General features: G+C 31.9%; 18 protein-coding genes and 1 riboswitch. Of the genes, 1 reads left to right on the plus strand and 17 read right to left on the minus strand.

Going from position 1 to position 21,406, the window contains the following annotated elements:
- Window positions 1–177 precede the first annotated feature (177 nt).
- From C661_RS0118405 to C661_RS0118495, 16 genes are all read right to left on the minus strand, one after another.
- Window positions 178–1,275, minus strand: a complete 1,098-nt coding sequence (locus C661_RS0118405) for a BMP family lipoprotein (protein WP_017416808.1) — start codon at window positions 1,273–1,275, stop codon at window positions 178–180.
- Between the two features lie 292 nt (window positions 1,276–1,567).
- The gene (gene grdD, locus C661_RS0118410; RefSeq protein WP_017416809.1) at window positions 1,568–2,731 is read right to left on the minus strand and encodes a glycine/sarcosine/betaine reductase complex component C subunit alpha; all 1,164 of its coding nucleotides are present in this window, start codon (window positions 2,729–2,731) and stop codon (window positions 1,568–1,570) included.
- A 146-nt stretch (window positions 2,732–2,877) separates the two neighbouring features.
- Window positions 2,878–4,416 carry a glycine/sarcosine/betaine reductase complex component C subunit beta gene (gene grdC / locus C661_RS0118415; RefSeq protein WP_017416810.1) on the minus strand — a complete coding sequence of 513 codons (1,539 nt, stop codon included), beginning with the start codon at window positions 4,414–4,416 and terminating at the stop codon, window positions 2,878–2,880.
- Between the two features lie 195 nt (window positions 4,417–4,611).
- Window positions 4,612–5,916: a glycine reductase complex selenoprotein B gene (gene grdB, locus C661_RS0118430; protein WP_083861715.1), complete on the minus strand. Its 1,305-nt coding sequence runs from the start codon at window positions 5,914–5,916 to the stop codon at window positions 4,612–4,614.
- A 94-nt stretch (window positions 5,917–6,010) separates the two neighbouring features.
- The gene (gene grdA, locus C661_RS0118435) at window positions 6,011–6,478 is read right to left on the minus strand and encodes a glycine/sarcosine/betaine reductase complex selenoprotein A (RefSeq protein WP_083861716.1); all 468 of its coding nucleotides are present in this window, start codon (window positions 6,476–6,478) and stop codon (window positions 6,011–6,013) included.
- Between the two features lie 54 nt (window positions 6,479–6,532).
- Window positions 6,533–7,819: a glycine/sarcosine/betaine reductase component B subunit gene (locus C661_RS0118445; protein ID WP_017416816.1), complete on the minus strand. Its 1,287-nt coding sequence runs from the start codon at window positions 7,817–7,819 to the stop codon at window positions 6,533–6,535.
- A gap of 84 nt (window positions 7,820–7,903) precedes the next feature.
- Window positions 7,904–8,233 carry a thioredoxin family protein gene (locus tag C661_RS0118450; protein ID WP_017416817.1) on the minus strand — a complete coding sequence of 110 codons (330 nt, stop codon included), beginning with the start codon at window positions 8,231–8,233 and terminating at the stop codon, window positions 7,904–7,906.
- A gap of 92 nt (window positions 8,234–8,325) precedes the next feature.
- Complete coding sequence (gene trxB, locus C661_RS0118455) at window positions 8,326–9,252, minus strand: thioredoxin-disulfide reductase (RefSeq protein WP_017416818.1); 927 nt, start codon at window positions 9,250–9,252, stop codon at window positions 8,326–8,328.
- Window positions 9,253–9,265: 13 nt separating this feature from the next.
- The gene (locus C661_RS0118460) at window positions 9,266–9,643 is read right to left on the minus strand and encodes a GrdX family protein (RefSeq protein WP_017416819.1); all 378 of its coding nucleotides are present in this window, start codon (window positions 9,641–9,643) and stop codon (window positions 9,266–9,268) included.
- 114 nt (window positions 9,644–9,757) lie between these two features.
- Window positions 9,758–9,872, minus strand: a riboswitch (glycine riboswitch).
- Between the two features lie 372 nt (window positions 9,873–10,244).
- The gene (locus C661_RS0118465; RefSeq protein WP_017416820.1) at window positions 10,245–11,096 is read right to left on the minus strand and encodes a DegV family protein; all 852 of its coding nucleotides are present in this window, start codon (window positions 11,094–11,096) and stop codon (window positions 10,245–10,247) included.
- Window positions 11,097–11,109: 13 nt separating this feature from the next.
- Window positions 11,110–11,577 (minus strand): tRNA (cytidine(34)-2'-O)-methyltransferase, encoded by a 468-nt coding sequence (locus tag C661_RS0118470; protein ID WP_017416821.1) that lies wholly within the window; start codon window positions 11,575–11,577, stop codon window positions 11,110–11,112.
- A gap of 136 nt (window positions 11,578–11,713) precedes the next feature.
- A complete protein-coding gene (locus tag C661_RS0118475) occupies window positions 11,714–12,550 on the minus strand; it encodes a Cof-type HAD-IIB family hydrolase (RefSeq protein WP_017416822.1) in 837 nt (278 codons plus the stop codon).
- A 10-nt stretch (window positions 12,551–12,560) separates the two neighbouring features.
- Entirely contained in the window at window positions 12,561–14,927 is a 2,367-nt protein-coding gene (locus C661_RS0118480; protein WP_017416823.1) for a transglutaminase-like domain-containing protein, read from the minus strand.
- Window positions 14,928–14,951: 24 nt separating this feature from the next.
- Window positions 14,952–16,121, minus strand: a complete 1,170-nt coding sequence (locus C661_RS0118485) for a DUF58 domain-containing protein (protein WP_017416824.1) — start codon at window positions 16,119–16,121, stop codon at window positions 14,952–14,954.
- Window positions 16,114–17,064 carry an AAA family ATPase gene (locus tag C661_RS0118490; RefSeq protein ID WP_017416825.1) on the minus strand — a complete coding sequence of 317 codons (951 nt, stop codon included), beginning with the start codon at window positions 17,062–17,064 and terminating at the stop codon, window positions 16,114–16,116. The genes C661_RS0118485 and C661_RS0118490 overlap by 8 nt, the downstream gene beginning before the upstream one ends.
- A 298-nt stretch (window positions 17,065–17,362) precedes the next feature.
- Entirely contained in the window at window positions 17,363–18,697 is a 1,335-nt protein-coding gene (locus tag C661_RS0118495) for a VanW family protein (protein ID WP_017416826.1), read from the minus strand.
- 152 nt (window positions 18,698–18,849) lie between these two features.
- On the opposite strand from C661_RS0118495, the gene C661_RS0118500 reads away from it, so the two are divergent.
- Window positions 18,850–19,890 carry a M42 family metallopeptidase gene (locus C661_RS0118500; RefSeq protein WP_017416827.1) on the plus strand — a complete coding sequence of 347 codons (1,041 nt, stop codon included), beginning with the start codon at window positions 18,850–18,852 and terminating at the stop codon, window positions 19,888–19,890.
- Between the two features lie 66 nt (window positions 19,891–19,956).
- On the opposite strand, the gene C661_RS0118505 is transcribed toward C661_RS0118500, so the two are convergent.
- A complete protein-coding gene (locus C661_RS0118505) occupies window positions 19,957–21,219 on the minus strand; it encodes a magnesium transporter (RefSeq protein WP_017416828.1) in 1,263 nt (420 codons plus the stop codon).
- Window positions 21,220–21,406: the final 187 nt, after the last annotated feature.

Below are 21,406 nucleotides of genomic sequence, written 5' to 3' on the forward strand. Positions count from 1 at the left end.
AACTATGATAGTAGAAGATTCGATAATTGCAGTTATGTATTTATTATACATTTTTTTTGAACAATAGGAAGAACTTTTTTTATTTTTAAGGAATATTGCCTTCCTATTCTTCAAAAAAAGCTAGATGATTAAACATCTAGCTTCAATTATACTATGTTCGAATTATGTCGTAAAGATTTATTTATAATCTTTAGCACCTTGTCTAGTAGCTGGAACTACTACTTTACCATCTAAAATTTGTTTTTCAAAGTCTTTTGCAGCCTTTAATACATCTTCAGCAGTATTTTTTGAAGTTGTTTCAGCCATGCCTACTCCGCCTTCTTTAATTCCAAGGTCTTGATGACCAGGTTTGAATGAATTTTCAACTACTGATTTAGATACATTATAAGTAGCAACGTCAACTCTCTTAATCATTGAAGAAAGAATAACATCAGCATACTCTGGAACTGAAACCGCTTGGTCCATATCTACTCCGATTGCCCAAACTTGTTTTCCAGAATCCTTTAATTCTTTAGCAGCTTTGAACATTCCGATACCAACACCACCAGCAGCATGATATATTACGTCACATCCACCCTCATATAGTGATTTTGCTAACTCATAACCTTTGTTTGTATCAGCAAAAGAATCAGCATATTTTACAGTTGTTCCAGGTGTTTTTCCATCTGGACTTAATAAACCTTCAGCAGCTTTTGGGTTAACTGCTTTAACTCCAGCCGCGAAACCAGCTTCGAATTTATTTATTGTATCAAAATCTTTTCCACCTATAAAACCAATTTTGTTAGTTTTTGTAGTTTTTCCTGCAATAACTCCCATTAAGAACGAACCTTCATGCTCTTTGAAAGTAATTGAAGCAACATTTGGCTGTTCAACTACAGAGTCTATAATTGCAATTTTAGCATCTTTGTTATTTTCTGCAACAGCTTTTGTTGCATCAGCCATTTGGAATCCAACAGCAATTACAAGATTTGAACCATCATCTATAAGTGATTGTAGGTTTGGTTGATAATCCTCTTTCTTTTGTGACTCAATAGGAGTATATTTTACTTTAAAATCTTGTACTGCTTTTTTAACTCCTGTATCTGCAGATTGGTTGAATGATTTGTCGTTTAGACCACCTTCATCTGTTGATAGTCCTACTATTACTTGTTTTGTGTCTCCACCAGTAGCTGGTTTGTTAGTGTCTCCGCCTTTATCTGCTGATCCACAGCCTACTAATAGTGAAGCTGTCATTGCAACTGTAGTTAACATTGCAACTATTTTTTTCATTTTCATAATTCTTACCTCCTATAATTTAGAAACCTTTAAGTCCCAACGATGTATTATTCTACACAATGTGTAAAATTCCTTCTTAATAAGGTAATTTTTTAATTTTTTTCTCTAATATTTTTAGTAAAAACCTTAGAATTTATACATAATACCATTTAATTTTACTTTAATAACTACTACCCTTATTAATATGCTATATTTTATCATAATATGATTAAATATATAATTACTTTTAGCACTTTACAACTGTAGTTCAATAAAACAAATTAGCTGGACAAAATTATGCCCAGCTAATTTATTATGCCATATATTCGGCTTTTTTTAATATTTCCACTGCTTTTTCTGAATCTTCCTCTGCAACAAGAACTATTGGTCCTGTACACCCCATACCACTTTCAGAATAAATATCTTCTTTCCAAAGTGCTTTGCAAGCATTTTCAAGTTCAAGTATATCTATTCCAGCTATTGAGTATGTAACAACTTTTTTAGCAGGCATTTTTACTTCTTCTGTTACTTCTGTCTTAGCAGCTTTCTTAATTGTTTTTTCAATAACTTCTTTTAATCCAGCTTTGTTAGCTTTTTTAAACTCATCTCTAGCTATATCCAAAACTTTGTTTTCAGCACAAGTAGCACAATATCTTAAAGCTTCTGCAATAAGTGGTGCTCCTGAGGCTCTTGATACTATGTTAACTAGTTTATCATAGTTCTCCCCAATTCCTGGGCCATAACCAGCTCCCACAGTTTCATAATTTCCACCGGTAGTAAAAGATGAGAACACTTTAACAAGTAGGTTACCAGTTAAAGAGTCACAAACCATAACGTCAGGTGTTCCAGCTAAAAGGTCATTACCTCTCATAACAGCTCCACCATCAGCTCTTAAAGACTGAGTAAATTCAAAGTTGTATCCATTGTCTTGAACTTCTTTTAATATTCTTTCAACTTGTCTAGCGCCATCAAGATTTAAAATTCCAACTCTTGGATTTTTTATCCCATTAGCTTTAGCCACTGAAATTCCTGATATTGCATTCATAACCATTCCTTCAACTCTATTTGTTGAAGTAGTTCCAGTAGTAGTAGCTATAATCATATCTCTACCTTTGCCTGGAGTAGCAACCTTACCTACAGTTGAAACTCCAATTGGAAAATCAAAGTGCTGAGTAACACAACCATCTAACTCTCCATTTTCAAGCATTGCAGTCATTTTTTTATGACCTTCCTCTGCAGTTTGCACTTCTACAACTTCAAAATCTCCATCAACCTTTGGTCCGATTAAAACTATATCAAAATCACCATACTTAGCTTTAGCAAGTTCAGCAGCACTCACCATCTCTTCGATGCCGTGTTCAGAACCTAATATTGTTAATCCTATTCTAACTTTTTTCTTAAACTGTCCGCTTTTTATTCCATTAGCTATATCATTAAATACTTCAGCAATCATTGCTTTAGTAGAATCTTGGCTCATGTGTACACCCCTTTTCTTTACCATACTCCCTTTTGTTTAAAAGGGAGTACGATATAATTATAAAAATATCAGCTTTTAAATAATTAATTCTTCTCTTTTATTATTAACGAATTATTTTATGTTCATTAATAAGTTAAAATAATTAATTATTGATTTGCATTAGTTAAGAAAGTAGCAAAATCTTTCATTGCATCTGCAACCATTGATTTAACTTCTTCTTTGCTTATTCCGCTATTATTTTCAATTTTTCCAGTGTTTTTTTCTACTAGTATTGATACTCCATCGAAAAGGTTAGTCATTCTTCCTAAGAATAAGCTTCCTTTTCCAACTATCATAAAGTTATTTAATACACCATTCTTTATGTGTTCAATTCCGTGTCCAATAATTGGCGCTCCTGATGGTATGTGTCCTTGTGTTGGAGCATATCCAGGATATCCATGTTTTTTAATGAAGTTAGGAAGTTCCTTTTTATCTAGCTGTCCTTTTTTAACTGCTAAAGCACCTATCATTTTATAGTTCTGAGTTGGTACATCTCCAGCTCCTGCTGGTTCAGTTATATCTGGAGTTTGCATTTCTGGTGCATATTTCTCTACATCTGTAACCTTTAATCCATTAGCTACTAGTGGATCAAGAACTAATGCCTCTAAAACTGCTTGTGGAGAAGCTCCATGACCTATGGTATGTCTTCCGATTACGTCTGTTCTTAAAACTGGACTTACACCATCATTTTGAGAAACAAGTACAGCAAATCCACCTAAACAATCCTCAAGAACAGGCATGTTCTTCTTAACGTGATCTCTTCCATTCATTCCAAGTTTAGCAGTAGCTCCACCTGCAATTACTACAACATTTTTATAGATTCCGCTTTGAACTAATGAAGCAGCAGTTATTAACGAGTGTGTTGGTCCTGCACAGAAACCTCTCATGTCTGCTCCTGTTGCTCCTGTTAATCCAACTACTTCACCAATAGCTTTAGCTATATTCCCGCCACCTCTTTGATTCATATCTCCAATTGCTTCTTCAGAGCACTCAATGATATACTCTATTTCATTTACTGGTATATCTAAGTTGCTTATTAAGTGCATTCCTGCTAAAACACCTGAAGCTTTTACAGCTAAGTTTTCTAACATATAGTGAGCTGAAAGGTTTGGATCAAATTCATGTGCTCTTCTTACACATCCAATTAGGTTACCATCTTGATATAAACCTTCTGCACCAGAGTTATTAACTAACTCTTGAACTTTTTCAATGCTATCTCCTACAACTTTTTCTGCTTTTGCAGCTATAAGTGGATGTTTAACTAATTTTTCTCTTACAGCATCTGCAAACGCAGCTTCAAGAATTACAAGATCAAATACATCTGATATTTTCATTAATCCGTAGAATTCGTCTTGTGGCATAACTTCGCCAAATTTACCAAATCTATCTGCATTGTCAGCATTTTTTCCATACCATGGTCTTGGCATTTCACTTAATTGCTCTGGAGTTAAGTTACCTATATAAGTTTGGTTTGGCGCATATGCAACAACCTCTTCAAATGGTCTTAAATGATTTTTTAAATTTTGTAAATACTCAGAGTTTGGATTTGTCTCTCTCTCTAAAGTTTGAGTTGTTCCATTATGTATTACCATATCTGGAGTATTAACTAAAATGTATGATGCTTTTTTAAGTACTGGAAAATTCATTATATTTCAACCTCCCTTTTTAATGTGCAATAAATTATATATCATGCACAATTCAGAATATATAATTCTTAAATATTTTTTATTAAGAGAATTATACATTATGCAGTGTGCACCTAATAACTTTAATAAATAATTAGGGAACTTATGGTTCCCTAATTATTTTTATATTTAAAATTAAGATTTTATAGTTATAAACTATTCAAAAATCTTTTGTCCATCTACTGGAGTTTCTAATGCTTTAAGAGCTCTTTCAACTAGCTTTCTTCTTAATGCATATTCATCTTCCTTGCTTAATGCAGGGTTTCCTAGTGGATGAGGAATTGCTATTGTTGGAAGTATTCTATTTGCTCCAACTGTTAGTGAAACTGGAGTAATAGTACACATGTGTACTACAGGTAATCCAGCTCTTTCTATTTCTTTAACTAGCGTTGCACCGCAACGTGTACAAGTTCCTCATGTAGAAGTTAGTATAACAGCATCTACGCCATCTGCTATTAACTCTTGAGCAGCGAAAGCACCGTACTTCTTAGAAGAAGCAACAGCTGTTCCGTTTCCTACAGTTGAATAGAAGTATCTGTGTAGTTTGCCAATTTTACCTTCTTTTTCCATATTTCTTAATACGTCAACTGGAATAACTCTATCTGGATCTTCGTTAGCATAAACAGGGTCGTGACCACCGTGTGCTGTTTCAAAGTTTTCAGATGTTAAATCATCTATTCCTTCGATGTCGTATTTACCAATTTTAGAAGCTGAAGAAGATTCTATGTGGTCTGGATTTCCTTTTGGAACAATACCACCAGATGTAACTATAGCAATTTTTGCTTTAGTTATGTCTACTATTGGAGCAACTGGCTCTACTCTATCGAAGTCAGGCATTTTAAATTCTGTTACAAACTCTTCACCTTTTAACTTCTTAACAAGCATGTCAACAGCTCTCTTAGATCCTCTTTCTGTAGCAAAATAGTTCTTTCTGATACCTCTTTCGATGTATCCTTCTTCTGCAGGAGAACCTATTTCTTCATTTCTCATTAATTTAGTTGCTAATGCAGCAATCTTTGGTAGAGCATCTCTCATACCAACTGCACTGTTTCTAGTTGATACTATATGTACTTCTTTCTTGTACATATCAGCACCTGGGTTTTCTATATACATAGCTGTTAAAACTGGAATGTTTAATTCTTCTTTAACAGTTTTGCATATATCTCCGCAAGCTACACCGTATCTTCCAGCGTTAAAAGCAGGTCCAGCTATAAATAAGTCTGGGCTGTACTTTTTAACCATTTCTAATACTTCTTTTTGAGCTTCTTCTGTGTTTTCAGCATAATAAGAGTCCCCGCATATAACAGTTGCAACTATTTCTGCACCCTCTTTTTGTAGTAAACCGTTTAATCCCATTCCTGGTCCTACGAAACCTTCACGAACTTCTGGTTTAATATGTGCTTGTTCTTCTCCGCCTATTCCAGCGTAGAATTGGTTTATATAATGAACAATTTTTAACATGCGTTTTTCCCCCTTTCATGGGAATTGACCTATAGAAAGGTTAGATTCCTTCAGATCAATTATTATTTCAATTTATAATTTATCTATTTCAAAATTAAAGATATTTACAATGTTGATCTCTTACAGTCTTAACTTCTTTAATTATTTCTTCAACGTCAAGAACCATTTCCATCATTCCGCATTGCTCATCGTAAACTGTTTCATCACACTCATCTTTAATTTCTGGCTCAACTACGTGGAAAACTGATAATCCTAAAGCAACTCCTGCTAAAGGACCAGCAAATGTTGGGTCTCCTGCAGCAACTGTTTCAGCTGATAATCCAGAAGCTTCTGGCTCTGCTCCACCGATAACAATTACCATGTTCTCAGCACCATGTTTTTCTGTTAAATCTTTAACTCTTTGTTGGATCTCCAGATCCATTGCACCTGCAGCTGTTCACACGAAGCATTCTGTTGATGCGAAAACTACTTCTGCTCCTGCTGATTTTAAACAAGCTTCAATAGCTGGTCCTGGTATTCCGTCTCTATCGCCTATACAAATGGCTTTTTTTCCTTGTAACATAATTCTATCTCCTTTTTATAAAAAATTTATATTTCCCTGTATAATAATTCTATTTTAGTATCCTTTTGCTGTTAAGTAGTTAAATCCTACTTCACTTGTAGCTCCAGTAATAACTTGGATTTCTGCTTCTATGCTTCCATCTTCTCTTAAACTTCCTACGTGTCCTCCAGCAATAATATCTGCTGCTTCAATGTGTCCTATGATTTTCTTCATAGCTGGTAAAATAACAACTTCGTTAGCATTTCCACCAGTTACTACAGCATCTCCTTTTGGAGTCGAGTCAGCTAAAGATTGAGACATTCCGTCTTGTCCTGCATACTCATCAGTAACTAGAACAGTTTTTATTCCTTTAGCAGTTACTTTGTTACAGTTCATAACTAGGTCGGCATCTGGATTTCCAAAACCTTCCTCAGAAATTATAACAGCATCTGCTCCCATGAATTCAACTAGTTTAGCAACCATGTTTGAAGATCTTTCTTTATCTGCAAGATACACGTTTTCATTTGTGATTACCACACCTAAGAAGTTGTAATCTTTTCCATGTCTCTCATATAAATCTGTAATTATTGGATGATTCATATGAACATAAGTTGGGTTCTTGTCACAAGCAGATACACAGTTTCCACTTACAACAGCACCATCAAATACTTCTGTTGGGTAAATAATTGTTGGTATTATTTTCTTAGCATCTACACCATAAACATATGTATCATGTAGTAAGCCTTGAGTTTGAAGCATGTAAACATAAACTACTTTTGGTAATTCTGGGTATTGTTTTACTTGCTCTAAAAGTGGTAATGTTTCGAAAGTTTTAACTTCATCAGGTTCAACATTTTTACCAGCTTTTCCAAGGTAAGTAGCAGCTTTAAAGCCTACCATTCTTACAGCTTCTTCATGATCATGTTGGTGTATTCCTTCTTTTGGCTCACAAATAATTACTAAGTTATTTGTTTTTGAGAATGGTGTGTATTTAGCACCTTCTCCGCACATGTCAACGATACCTTCTTGGAATCCAACGATTTTTCCAGTAGTAACTACTGCAGCTCCCTTTAATACATGAGTTCTACCTGATCCTACTGTATCAACTTTGTTGATGAAACCTGGGAATATCCCACCATTTCCTTCAACTTTTACTCTTGGTTCAATTACGTCCTTAACAGGAATTATTCTAACTTCCTCACCTGGTTTTGCTATGTCAAAATCTATGCTAGCAACTCTTTCATCTCCAGATACTTCTTTTAGTAATTCCTCTTTGTTTACATAAAGAACTCCATTCTCAACTTTTGTTTCTGGTCCGAATTGAAGATCTTTTATTATAATGTTTCCAATCTCTAGACGCAAAACATTCACCTCCTAGAATATATGGGTTTATTTAAGTTTATTAGAAGACGGGAGGTATATCCTCCTCGCCTTATAAGCATTTAATTATACTGTTTCGTAGTATGATTTAATGAAGTTTTCGATATCATCTAGTGTAGCAATTTTGTCAGGAGTGATTGTAGCAACACACTCTCCACCATTGTAAATTTTCATTGTTGGAAGTCCTAAAACTTTTTGTGCTATAGCTACTCTTCTTGAGCCACCGATATTTAAGCTAGCGAATTTAATTTTATCACCATATTTTGGTTCTAATCCGTGAACTCCTGGCATTAATTCGATGCAAATTTCACATTTGTCTCCCCAAAAATCTACGAATACTGGTTTATCACTTTGAAGAACTTCAGCTTCAAAATTGTCTTTGTTTAATTCTAACATTATAATTACCTACCTTTCATTACATAATAGCATAGTTTACCTAATGCTTATATTTTCCATAATTATTACTGTTTAATCAGTAACTTTAAATTTTAGTGTAAGTTTCCTTCTATATAATGCTCTGCATTTGTAGCAGCAATAGCTCCATCAGCAGCAGCAGTTATAACTTGTCTTAATGATTTTTCTCTAACATCTCCAGCTGCAAAAACCCCTGGTATATTAGTTCTCATTTCTTCATCAGTAATGATGTCTCCTCTTTCAGTCATTGTAATTTTGCCTTTAAATAATTCTGAAATAGGTAAGTATCCAACGAATACAAAACATCCATTCACTGGTAATTCGCTTTCTTCACCTGTCTTAACATTTTTAATAACTAAAGATTCTAGTATTTCTTCTCCCTTAGCTTCTAGAGGAACTGAATCCCAGATGAATTTAATTTTTGGATTGTTGAAAGCTTTTTCTTGAAGAGATTTAGCAGCTCTTAAAGAATCTCTTCTATGAATTACTGTTACAGTCTCACCAAATTTCGCAAGATATATAGCTTCAGTTATTGCAGAGTCTCCTCCACCAATAACAGCTATGTCTAAGTCTGTAAAGAAGTCAGCATCACATGTTGCACAGTATGATACTCCTTTTCCTCTTAACTCAATTTCATTCTTGAATCCACCAAGTCTTGGAGTAGCACCAGTTGCAATAATGATAGTTTTAGCTTGGTACTCACCTTTTCTACATTTTATAACTTTTACATCGCCTTCAAGTTGAACTTCTACAACTTCGTCTTTAACAAATTCAGTTCCGAATTCTTCTGCTTGTTTTCTCATTCTTTGGCTTAATGAAGTTCCAGTACAATCTTCAATTGAACCTGGATAGTTTTCTAGTTCATCAGTAGTAGTTGCTTGACCACCGTATTTTGCTCTTTCAATTATTAACGTTTTCATTCTTGATCTTGCAGCATATAATCCAGCTGATAATCCTGCAGGACCTCCACCAATTATTATAGTATCAAAAATTTGTGACATGTGTATTACCTCCTTAATTTATAGCATGGTCTATTAGATCTGAATCTATTAGTTGAAAATCTAATAATATTTTTTCACTCCAATTAGGAGTTCTAAAATCCTTTAAAAATTTTTCTGTAGTTACTATGGAATTCTCTATGAACTCCAGGGATTGTAAGTCTAAATGTTGTAACTTTTCTTTAGAAACGCAAACAGTTCTGTAAGGTGTTTCATTAGGTTTTACACTACCCATTAGAGGATGTGTTAACAGCTTATGTCCCATATGTATAAAATCTCTAACTTTTTTTAATATTTCCATAGCTGGTCCATCCAAGTAAATAACTTCATACTTATTATGAAATTTTTCTACTGACATTGGATTGTTTGTTACTATGAATAAGGGTTCTATCATAAAAACACCTCCTTTTACGCACAAAAAAACATATGACCAAAGTTGCCTTTGCCATATGCCCTGTATTTGAACCTGAGAGTTTTGCTCCTTCGGTGCTTTCGCTTTCCAGAGTTATGTCCATTTGCGGTCCTTTTGCCTGAGAGTTTCGTAATTATTTGGCTAAATAATCACTTGCTTCTTCGGCTATCTTTTGCATATTTGGCAACAGATTATCTCCCGAAAATATCATCCATTAGAATATTCAATTAACTTACAACGTAAGTATACAGTATTCTAATTTAAATTTCTACATAATTTTTAATTTTTTCTATTTGATTTCTCTATAGTTGTTATAAAAATATCAATCCTTTAATATTATTTGAAAAATAATAACATAATTTTAAATATTTCTAAACAATTTAAATACAATTATATAGAACCTAGGGCATTTATCTATTAAATTTTATACTTTAATAGTTTTAAATTGTTATATACTTTTTATTCCTTATTTGCAAAAAATAATTTAGCTTCTTAGTATAAAAGAGGTTCTCTTATACTAAGAAGCTTTTTAGTTTAATATACTTACACATAATAATATATAATAATTTCACAGCACCAATTCTTATGGGTTTTTAAGGAAAAATATTCCACAAGCATTTCTTCCTGAATGTGTACCTACTACGCACCCCACTTCTGCTTCCACATATTTAATTCCTTTTTCACTTAAATAGTTTTTAATTCCTTGCAACACTTCCATATTTTCTTTATCTGCTGCAGCATTCAAAACTAATGGGCTTATTTCCTCTGAAATTCCTGTATCTTCCAAATATTCAAGTATACATCTTAAAGCCTTCTTACTTCCTCTAACCTTATCTTTTACGGTCATTTCACCATGTTCTACAGCTAAATTAAGTTTAATACCTAATAACCCACCTATAACTCCTTGAGCTTTAGAAAGCCTCCCCCCCTTAACTAAGTTATCTAATGATTCAAAGTTTAGAGTGCTTTTAATTCTAGGGATCGTATTTTCTAATTCTTTACATATCTCTTCCGGGCTATAGTTTTCTTCCATTAACTTACAGCCTTTTAAGACTAACATACCAAGACCACAAGTTACGTTTTGTGAATCTATAACATGAATTTTTTCACTAGCTAGCATCCCTTTTGCAATAAGAGCTGACTGAAAAGTTCCACTCATTTTGGAGGATAAGTGTATAGAAATTATAGTGTATCCTTCTTCAATGTATTTATTATAGATTTCTAAAAATTTTCCTGGAGTTATTTGACTTGTTTTTGGTGGTTCACTAGACTTTTCCATTTTCTCTAAAAATTCTTCCAGAGTTATATCAACACCATCTAGATAAGTGGAATTATCTATTGTAACCGATAGGGGAATTACCTCAATATTTTTTTCTTCAACTAACTGTCTAGGCAAATCACAGGTACTATCAGTAATAATTTTAATTTTTTTCATTAATCCTCCACCTTTACTTCATATTTGGAAAATCTATCTGCCTAAGGGCTTCATATGCTATTAGAGCTACTGTATTAGAAAGATTTAAGGATCTTGAAGTAGTATTAATCATAGGAACTTTTATTAGAGTTTCAATATTTTCATTTCTAATATAATCAGGCAACCCCTTAGACTCTCTTCCAAAAACTAAGAAATCTCCTTCCTTGAAATCTGCTTCATGATAGTACTTTTCTCCCTTGGTGCTACAAAAATAAAAAGTACTATTTTTATATTTTTCTCTTAAATCCTCATAAGATTCATGAATTTCCAATTGAAGATGAGGCCAATAATCTAATCCTGCACGTTTTATTTCCTTTTCATCTAAACTAAATCCTAAGGGTTTAATTAAATGTAATTTGCAATCTGTTAGTACGCATGTTCTACCAATGTTTCCAGTATTCTGTGGAATTTCCGGTTGAAATAATACTATATTTAAATTCATAGTGCTACCTCCTAAAGAATTATCGTTTAGGATTATAATACTCTAATTAGTGTATTTAGTAAAGTTAGTATTAATTTCATACCCCTATTGAGCCTACTATAAATTAGATAATTCTTTATATAAGTATTACAAAAACTTAAATACTATGATAATTTATTATGTAATTCTCAAGAACCTCAGCTACTCCATCTTCATCATTTGTACTTGTTACATAATCTGCAGCCTTTTTTATTTCATCATTGCTATTTCCCATAGCTACTCCTAATCCTGCAAACTTTATCATTGATAAATCATTTTCATTATCACCAATACATATAATTTCCTCTGGAGAAAAACCATAAAACTCTGATAATATCTCCACACCTCTCCCCTTAGATGTATCCCTACACATAACTTCAAAATTATTGTTGTGAGAGCTCACTACTTCTACTGAGCTAATTTTTGTTAACTCCCGCTTAGCTTGAGCTACTTTATGCAAATCATCGTCAACTGCTACAGCTTTTATAATTTCTAATTCATTATGTTGGAACACCTTTTCCCATTGGTCTGTAATTTTTATAGCAACCTGATTTTCCTTTTCTAACTTTTTGTTTTCCTCATTGTAATATGCAGAAAAGTATATTAGCTTTTCTGTATATATACTATCAGAGGTAAAGAAATGAGGCACGATGCCATATTTCTTAAATACCGAAAATATTATCTTACAATTTTCATAACCTAAAACAGACTTATATATAACTTCATCTCTATCTTTTTCACGAATGTAAGCACCATTAGCAGCAATAATAGGAGCTTTAACCCCTATTATCTCTCCATAATATTTAGCAGAAGTAAAGATTCTCCCAGTACAAATTGCAATCTTAACTCCTAACTTATGACTTTTTTCAATAGCTTCAAGGTTTCTTTGGCTTACATTCTTCTTAGAGTCAAGTAAAGTCCCATCCATATCTATACAAACTAATTTATAACTCATATTTTCCTCCTTAGTTAAAACCAAAATATTTCTTCATATAATATACTATCCTTTTATCTTTAGCTTTTAAATAATCCTCAATAAATTCAATATGGCTGTTTTTTTCTACTGTATTTCTAACAATACCTCCATAGAACTCTTCATAGGATAGCTTTACTAGAGTTGACACCCTTTCTTTAAGCTCTGATTCTTTAAGGCTGTTAATAAACTCCAAGTCCCCTAAACTATCTGGTTTTACAACCCCAGCAGTTTCCAATCTATCCATGTAGTATTCGTAAAGTGGAATTATACTTGAGGATGCCAATATATTTTTTATCCCTTTCCTAAACCTTAATATCCTATACAATACATATAATAAGATTGTTGTAGGTATGGCTACTCCAGAAAATAATTTGTAATCAAGATTATATAATAAACTAACTGAGGTATCATCTCCAAATTCTTCTTCCATGGGATTTCTCTTATTTGGTTTTTCTTTGTTACCATTATTGTTATTATTATTTGAAGGTGTCTTTTCATCCTCATTATTGTTTGTGTTATTCAAAGCCTCGAATTCGGTTGGTGTTGGAGATGGGTCTACCACAATCCATAAATCCTTCTCTGGATTTATTAAAATCTCACACCAGGCATGTGCCTCTGCATTTGTTACAATATATTTACCTTCACTGTCCATCTTATCTGGAGTTTTAAATCCCTGAACGTATCTCGCTGGAATTCCTGCAATTCTACACAATATGGTAGTTGCTGAAGCAAAATAAGTACAATATCCTTTTTTCTCTTCAAGCAAGAAGTATGAAACAAAATCTTTATCTTCTGGCATTTCTGATACCTGTAGAGTATATGGATAATTTTTTGTGAGATAGTTTCTTATAGCTAACGCTTTTTCATAATTAGTTAATTTGTTTATATCCTTTCCAGTACCAGTTAAAATCTTATTTAATAAATCATACACTTGCGAAGAAATTCCTGTATCTAGTTGCAGATAACTTTCATAGTTATCTAAAATATTACTTAACTGACTTTTGTCATAATTATTTAATTCTATGGAATCAATTCTTTTTTCATAATTTAGGTAAGGTTCGCTTTCTTCTCTAATTGGTAACTTATAATTTTCTTCCTTTATAGAAACTGATGAAGGTCGATTTTGAATACCCTCAACATAATTTTCATATTCCTTGTAGCTAAAAAACTTAACCATATATGGATTTCTAATGTCCACATCATTGATAAAAGTAGGTACTTTAGTATAAAAAACACCTTTGTAATCACTTGTTACATCAAATCCGTTATTAGGAATAAAGAAAGAAGTTGAGTTTAAGTTACTTGTAGGAAATATTTCTATTTCTTTAGCTGAAGCACTAATAACCCCATTTGATTCACCTTCTCCAATAGCTTTGAGAGCAGACCTTTCAAAGTCATAATCCTCATACTTAGGTAAAGGTGCTTCTCCAGTGTTTAACCAATAATTTTTAGAATAGTAATCCTTAACTGTACCTTTAAGGTAATAAGGTTTATCACTTTTCACTTTAAATACTTCTTTTCTGTCCAATGTTATTGGCCCACCTAACTTTACCTCTGTATCATTGTAACCAGATTGATTCAAATCAAATTCACCTAAAAGCGCATTTTTCAAGTTACCTATTCCTCGTTTCGGCGCAAACTTATTTTGAAATGAATCAGTAAGTTCTTTAATGTTTCTACCACTATAGTCCTGAGGAAGAATTGAAGTTATTCTAACAATAACTAGCGTAATAACAATAGAATAAGCAAAAATGTGCCTCATACTCAGACTAACTTTAATTTCCTTACTCTCAAACTCCTTTAATTTTCTTAGGAAGGAAGTCAAAGCGAAGGTAGCTAAAGATACTCCTAGAAAGTAATAAATATTTTTTATAACTGCTGTGTATAAAATTGTGTACCAAAATGAAACCATAACTAACAAATTGAACACAATAATACTATTTCTCCAAAAGTTATTCAAAACTATTAATAGAGAAACAAGTGCTGGAATTAAAACAAAAAATATTTTCTTATACTGATAAAAATAAGTAGGCTTATCCCTTAGCAAGGCAGCATTAATATCTAAAATATTATTAATAAAATCTTTTATAACATATACCGATATAAAATCTCTGTATTTGTACAATAAAATTGAAATTATAGCTAGTACCACAACTGTAAAAACTAATTTGTAAATCTTTTCATCCAAAATAAAGGTATAGAATAAATAAATTAGTATACCGAACATTACAAGCAATGTAACAATAACATAATCGAAATCTTCAATTCTGAAGCTTTCTTTAAGTAATTTTAAAAATACTATGAAGTTTATTAATACAATAAATACGGAAATCATTTTTTCCTTAAGTCTATCCATAATCTCACCTAATTTCTTTTACGATTATTGAGAGCTATTACCATTTATTAACTCTAAGATACTATAGCACTTAACACCTGCTGCAACTAACACATTAATATCCTCAATTATGCCTAAAGCTTGGCTATAGTAAAAAAGATTAATATCATATCCTTTGCTTTTCAAATCAATAAACTCATTTTTATTTTCATCCGTTATGTCTGGAGTAACTATAGCAATATAACTTCTCCTATTCACATTGTTCAAGTTTCCATGGATAAAATCGATAAAACTTCCTTGACCTTCACTTTTGTGAGTTAGTAGGAATTCCATCAATCCACTAAATTGTTCTTTAGTGTCAATATCAAATTTTTTATAGTCATTTCCACAAATAAATACCTTGGATCTAACACCTTCAGATATCATTTTATTTAATAATGATACGGAAAAATCTACTAATAGTTCTTCTTTAGTGCCATCCTTATCAAAGTAGAAGCTATCTCTTCTCATATCTAAAAACAAATTACATTGGATTCCTGAAACGTAATCGTAATTTTTCACATATAAATCCCCATGTTTCGCACTAAGTTTCCAGTGAACTCTTTTTAAACTATCCCCGATTCTATACTCTCTAATATCTTTTATCAAGGTTAAGTCTTCAACTTTACTCTCATTACTAAGCCTATTTTCTAGCTTTTCACTTCCTCCTAAAAACAAAGACTTTAGCTGATATATTCTTGGATAAACTTTAATTCCTGCATTATTCTTATATTTTTTCGTATGATTAAAAACTCCAAAAATATCACTTGTTTTTATAGTAGTAATTCCAAAATCATATATTCCTCTTTTTCTGAATACTACATCCTTTTTTAAGAACTTACTACTATTAAGATTAAGGAAAAAAGCATCCCCATGATATTTCCTCAACAAATCCTCAAAGGTATCATTAACTACTTCTATGTATGCTACTGGAATTATTGAATCATTACTTATCTTGAGACTTATATCTTGAGTATCCCCTACACTAAATTCATGTCCCTTACATTTTATTTCTGAATTTATATGTTTACTTGTAAAGTAAACATATAGTACCCCTAAAAATAACACAAGAAACAAAGAATAAAATACAGCATAAGGTAAGTTTCCTCCTGATATTTTAGCAAAACCTAAGGCTATCACCGTTGTTAGGACAAAGGTTTTTTTAATCTTAATCATGTTTCATCACCTTTGGAACAGGTATTGTACGAAGAACTTCTGAAATAATAGCATCACTATCATTCCTATTAGCTCTTGCACTAGATGTTGGTATAATTCTATGACTTAAAACTAGTTTTACATTTTCTTTAATGTCTTCAGGAATAACATAATCTCTCCCTTTTATAAGTGCTGTAGCTTGAGAGATTCTTTGTAATGCTAGAGATGCTCTAGTACTTCCTCCAAGAGCTAAACTCTTATTGTGTCTCGTTGCATTAATTATACTAATAATATACTTATTTAACTCATTGTTAATGTGAACTTTTCTTACTGCTTTCTGTAACTCTATTATATCCTCACTTGAAGCCACCGCTGTAAGTGTGTCTAATGGTTCTTCTTCTTTATAAATATTCAAAATTGATACTTCATCAGTTTCACTTGGGTAACCAATTTTCACTTTTATCATAAATCTATCTAGTTGTGCTTCTGGTAGAGGAAATGTTCCCTCATACTCTATAGGATTTTGTGTAGCCATTACAATAAAAGGTCTATTGAGAACATAAGTATTTACGCCTTCTGAAACTTGTTTTTCCTCCATAACCTCTAAAAGGGCTGATTGTGTTTTAGGTGAAGTTCTGTTAATTTCATCTGCTAATATTATATTAGCAAAAATAGGTCCTTTTCTGAACTCAAACTCACCACTTTTAGCATTATATATAGATACCCCAATAATGTCCGATGGGAGCAAATCTGGCGTAAACTGTACCCTACTAAAGGTGAGATTTAAACTTTTAGTTATAGCTTTAATTAAAGTAGTTTTACCAACCCCCGGCACATCTTCAATTAAAATATGACCATCAGCTATTAACCCCTTCATAATATTATAAATTTCACTTCTTTTTCCTATAATAACCTTTTCCACATTGTTAACTATTCTCTCTACTAGTTCTAAGTTATTATTCATTGAAACCCCATCCCTTCAATATTCTCTCTTATAAATCTAAATCTTTAACTTTTGATTCATAATTTTAAAAAACTTGAAATGTATACAATTAACTTAATATTAGTAAAAACATATATTAGCATTATCACATTTCCCCTGAAATAATCATACCATAATTTCTAACAATTGTAATTATTTCCTTATAATCCTTTTAATTTTTCTAAAATTTTCACATGCTAATTCTCCCAATTAGCATAAAAAACAAACTGCCGACAAGCAATTTTGTCAGAAGTTTGTTTTTAAGCTTAAAACTATTTTCTTAATTCCCCATTCTCACGAGTTTATCTCTTCCCTTATACTTACTAGTTGATACGAGCTCTTTTTTTAACATCTTACCTCCAACATAAGTAGTTCTATATACCTCTACTACATAGGACGCTTTACCTTCTTTTTCTACAATCATTTCACCATTAGTCAAACTTTCATCATGTGTTATATTTATTTTAGGCTCTGTAGTTTTGATAATTTTGCTTTCTATGTTATACAAATTCCCTGTTAAATCCACATTGGAATAAAAATTAAAACTCACCACTGAGTTATTTACAATACCTTCAATATAAACGGGAAAATCTGTATCATTCATAAATCTCAAGTCTGAATATCCATAATATATCATTGCATCTTGACCTAAAGGTACATAAGCAATAGGCAGACTGTGATTTTTTCTTTCAACTACAGTAAGTTCACTTCTTATAACAGTGTTATACAAAGTCGTTGATACCTGACAAATCCCACCTCCTATGTCCTCTGCAAAATCATTTCCAAGAATGACTTTTGCGCTTTCATACCCCTTATCAACAGTAGTTTTACCTACAATTTTATTAAAGCTAAAGGTATCTCCAGGCATTAGGAGAGTGCCATTTATTGTTTCTGTTGCTATCTTTATGTTATTAACTCTTGATTTTGAGGAATTATAAAAAGAAGTGCTAAAGGAACTAATTTTAGTATCTATAGCTTTCAATTCTTTCTCTCTTATTTTAGGAATGTCCTCCTCTATAACCCCTTCAACCATAATTGTTTCTTGTGTATTCTTATTTATTTGCAAAATTAGCTCCTTCATTATTCCGTAGGTATTCAATTTTCTTCCTATGACTTCTGGAGTTATATTAAACCCTCCCTCTATTTTTTGCACTTTTGCATCTACTGATTTTTTCTCTACTTTCTTCCTCAGTTTTTCTATTGCGTTGTTAAATGCAACTTCATCAACCTTCAGCATAATCTGTTGTGTAATACTTTTGGGCCATTTGATTAGCTTATGTTTTTGGAAAAAATTCAGGTTTTTGCCATAACTAAAGGCACTATTTATTTCACTTTCAATATCATAATTGATATTAAACTCCTTATAATTTGTTTCATATATTAACTCTTCAACCTTAATAACAACTTTATTATTTTCTATATTTTTAGTTGAATTCTCCAACAGCTTTTTCTTTGCTTCTATTTTATTTAATCCACCGATACTAATATTATTTACATACACTCCTGGGTATATTAAATTTTCATATTTTTTAACTCTTAAGTACATTATAGTGAGTGAATAAATTATAAATATAATTAGTACTATTACGCCCCTTAATAACCATTTTTTCTTCAAGCCAATCCCCTCCATAGTAATATGTATATGAAAACGAATTCTATTAAATTATAAAATTACTCTACTCCTTTTAGTAAAATTGTGATAACATAATATCAATATATAATATTTAAAATATTTTTTATTTTAAAATAATCAAAAGAGGTGTTTTTATGAACTATAATTCCAATCAAATTAAAGAGTACCTACAAAATATACTAACCATCCCAAGTCCAACAGGTTATACTGTTAGAATAATGGATTATATAAGAAAAGAGCTTGATAAATTAAACATTTCCTATATTACTACAAACAAGGGAGCAGTAATTGCTACAATTAAAGGTAAAAATGAGGATTATCAAAAAACTCTTTCAGCTCATGTTGATACCCTAGGAGCTATGGTTACAGGAATTAAAGGTAACGGTAGATTATCCTTAACTCAACTTGGTGGATTTATGATGACTTCTGTGGAAGGTGAAAATATTACTATTGAAACTGCAGAAGGAAAAACTTTTGAAGGAACAATTCAAACAGTAAAACCATCAGTTCATATTAGTGGTGGAGATGCTAGAGACCTTAAAAGAGTACCTGAGAACTACGAAGTTGTTCTTGATGAAAAAGTATTTTCAAAAGAAGATGTAACTAATTTAGGAATTAACGTTGGAGATTTCATTTGCTTCGATACAAGAACAAGATTCACCGAAAGCGGATATATAAAATCTAGACACTTAGATGATAAAGCAAGTGTTGGAATATTACTTTACACATTAAAGTACATTGTAGAGAATAAAATAGAACTTCCTAATACAATTAATGTGTTCATTAGCAACTATGAGGAAGTTGGACATGGTGCTTGTGCATCCATCCCAGAAAAAACAAAAGAATTTATAGCAGTAGATATGGGTTGCCCAGGCCTTGATCAAAATTCTACTGAATATGCTTGTTGTATAGCAGCAAAAGATTCTTCTGGCCCTTATGATTTGGACTTAAGAGTTAGATTAACAAACCTTTGTAAAAAACATAACATTGATTTTAGAGTAGATATCTATCCTTTCTATGGTTCAGATGCTTCTGCTGCATTAAGAGCTGGTTATGATATTAAAACTGCTCTAATAGGAGCTGGAATATTTGCATCCCATGGATATGAAAGAACTCATATGGATTCAGTTTTAGCTACTGTTGATTTAATACTTAAATACGTAACTGAAGAATAATTTAAAAGCGTAGTGCTAAGCACTACGCTTTTTATATGAATTATAAAATTTACGGATAATCCTTTTTTAACTTGACCTTCTAATTTTCCTCTTCCAACTAGGTGATAACAACTCATCTATAATATCATTCATTACTGCTACTCCACAAACCTTCTCTTCTTCATCTACCACTGGCAAAGAATAAAGGTCATATTTTACAGCTAATCCAATAGCTTTCTCAATTTCATCAGTATCCCTAACTTTGAATACCTTAGTATTCATAATTGATTTTAGTTTGTTATCAGGTTCAGATAAAATCAAATCCCTTAGAGACACAAATCCTTGTAATCTTTCATCCTTATCTATAATATAAATATAATGGGAAACCTCATCTTCTGGCTTTAGTTCCCTCAAAATATTCATTGTTTCAGCCACGGTTATATCAATATTAAAGGAAATAAAGTCGGGATTCATAATACTACCTACTACTTCATCCTCATATTTCATTAAGTCTCTAATTTCATTTTCATCTTCATCATTAATATTTATTAGTACTTTATTTGCTATTTCCTCATCTAATTCATCTAAAATATCAGCTATTTCATCATTCGGTACAAGATCTAAAATTTCTCTGGCTTTGCTTTCACTTAATAAGGTTAAAATTTCTTGTTGTATCTCCTTATCCAATTCCTCTAATGTGTCTGCAGCTAAATCATTATCAAGGCCTTCAATTACTTTCACCCTATCCTCTGGGGAAAGATCAGCAATAATTTCCGCTATATCTGCTGGATGAAGCTGGCTCAATTTATTATATGGAGTTGTGAGCTGTAAACTATGCTCTGTCATTTCAAGGGACTGTACGCTTTCCCAAGTAACAACATTTTCCTTTGGATCTTTACCAAACAAGTCGTATAATCTTTTTACTCCATTCTCAAAACCTAACTTTCTTGCAGTAGCTAGGACCCCTGACTCCACCTCAACAACTTTGATTTCATCATTGCATTTTACTAGTTTTAAATCTGTTACCTTAACAATTTTTTTACCGTTAATATCTACAATTTGTTTATTCAATAGGTTTTTTGATAAGAGATAAGAATATTTTCTAGGAATTATATCTTTTACTTGTCTAACTTTAATCAAATGATTTCCATTATGTTTATATACATCAATATCACGAAACTCAAAATTATATATATCTCTTCCTTTTCTTATTTGATATCCAATGGCCCTTGGATATCCCCCCTCTGTAGTTACATATATGTCTTGAAGCTTTCCGATGCAGTCCTCAAACTCATCATAAACATATTTGTTCAAAAGGTTACTTAAGTGAAATTCTCTTAGTCTCTCCATTGTTCTTCCTCCTCTTATGTGAAGGAAGAACTACAAAACTAATATATATAAGCTTTAATGTGTAGTAGCTTTCCTCCACCTATATTAAATTTTAAAAACTTTTCCGACTCTCTCATTGGAGGGCCACCATCCATTAAAACTCACCACCTAAACTTTAAATCATTTTTGTATACTTAGAACTTCTTAT

It is taken from the genome of Clostridium tunisiense TJ (assembly GCF_000300195.1).
Classification (GTDB): Bacteria; Bacillota; Clostridia; order Clostridiales; family Clostridiaceae; genus Clostridium_J; species Clostridium_J tunisiense.

Excerpts from the sequence above, each read along its gene's own strand:
- C661_RS0118405 (WP_017416808.1), bottom strand. The coding sequence starts at position 1,275 with ATGAAAATGAAAAAAATAGTTGCAATGTTAACTACAGTTGCAATGACA.
- grdD (WP_017416809.1), bottom strand. The coding sequence starts at position 2,731 with ATGAGCCAAGATTCTACTAAAGCAATGATTGCTGAAGTATTTAATGAT.
- grdC (WP_017416810.1), bottom strand. The coding sequence starts at position 4,416 with ATGAATTTTCCAGTACTTAAAAAAGCATCATACATTTTAGTTAATACT.
- C661_RS0118450 (WP_017416817.1), bottom strand. The coding sequence starts at position 8,233 with ATGTTAGAATTAAACAAAGACAATTTTGAAGCTGAAGTTCTTCAAAGT.
- trxB (WP_017416818.1), bottom strand. The coding sequence starts at position 9,252 with ATGTCACAAATTTTTGATACTATAATAATTGGTGGAGGTCCTGCAGGA.
- C661_RS0118460 (WP_017416819.1), bottom strand. The coding sequence starts at position 9,643 with ATGATAGAACCCTTATTCATAGTAACAAACAATCCAATGTCAGTAGAA.
- C661_RS0118465 (WP_017416820.1), bottom strand. The coding sequence starts at position 11,096 with ATGAAAAAAATTAAAATTATTACTGATAGTACCTGTGATTTGCCTAGA.
- C661_RS0118470 (WP_017416821.1), bottom strand. The coding sequence starts at position 11,577 with ATGAATTTAAATATAGTATTATTTCAACCGGAAATTCCACAGAATACT.
- C661_RS0118475 (WP_017416822.1), bottom strand. The coding sequence starts at position 12,550 with ATGAGTTATAAATTAGTTTGTATAGATATGGATGGGACTTTACTTGAC.
- C661_RS0118480 (WP_017416823.1), bottom strand. The coding sequence starts at position 14,927 with ATGGATAGACTTAAGGAAAAAATGATTTCCGTATTTATTGTATTAATA.
- C661_RS0118485 (WP_017416824.1), bottom strand. The coding sequence starts at position 16,121 with ATGATTAAGATTAAAAAAACCTTTGTCCTAACAACGGTGATAGCCTTA.
- C661_RS0118490 (WP_017416825.1), bottom strand. The coding sequence starts at position 17,064 with ATGAATAATAACTTAGAACTAGTAGAGAGAATAGTTAACAATGTGGAA.
- C661_RS0118500 (WP_017416827.1), top strand. The coding sequence starts at position 18,850 with ATGAACTATAATTCCAATCAAATTAAAGAGTACCTACAAAATATACTA.
- C661_RS0118505 (WP_017416828.1), bottom strand. The coding sequence starts at position 21,219 with ATGGAGAGACTAAGAGAATTTCACTTAAGTAACCTTTTGAACAAATAT.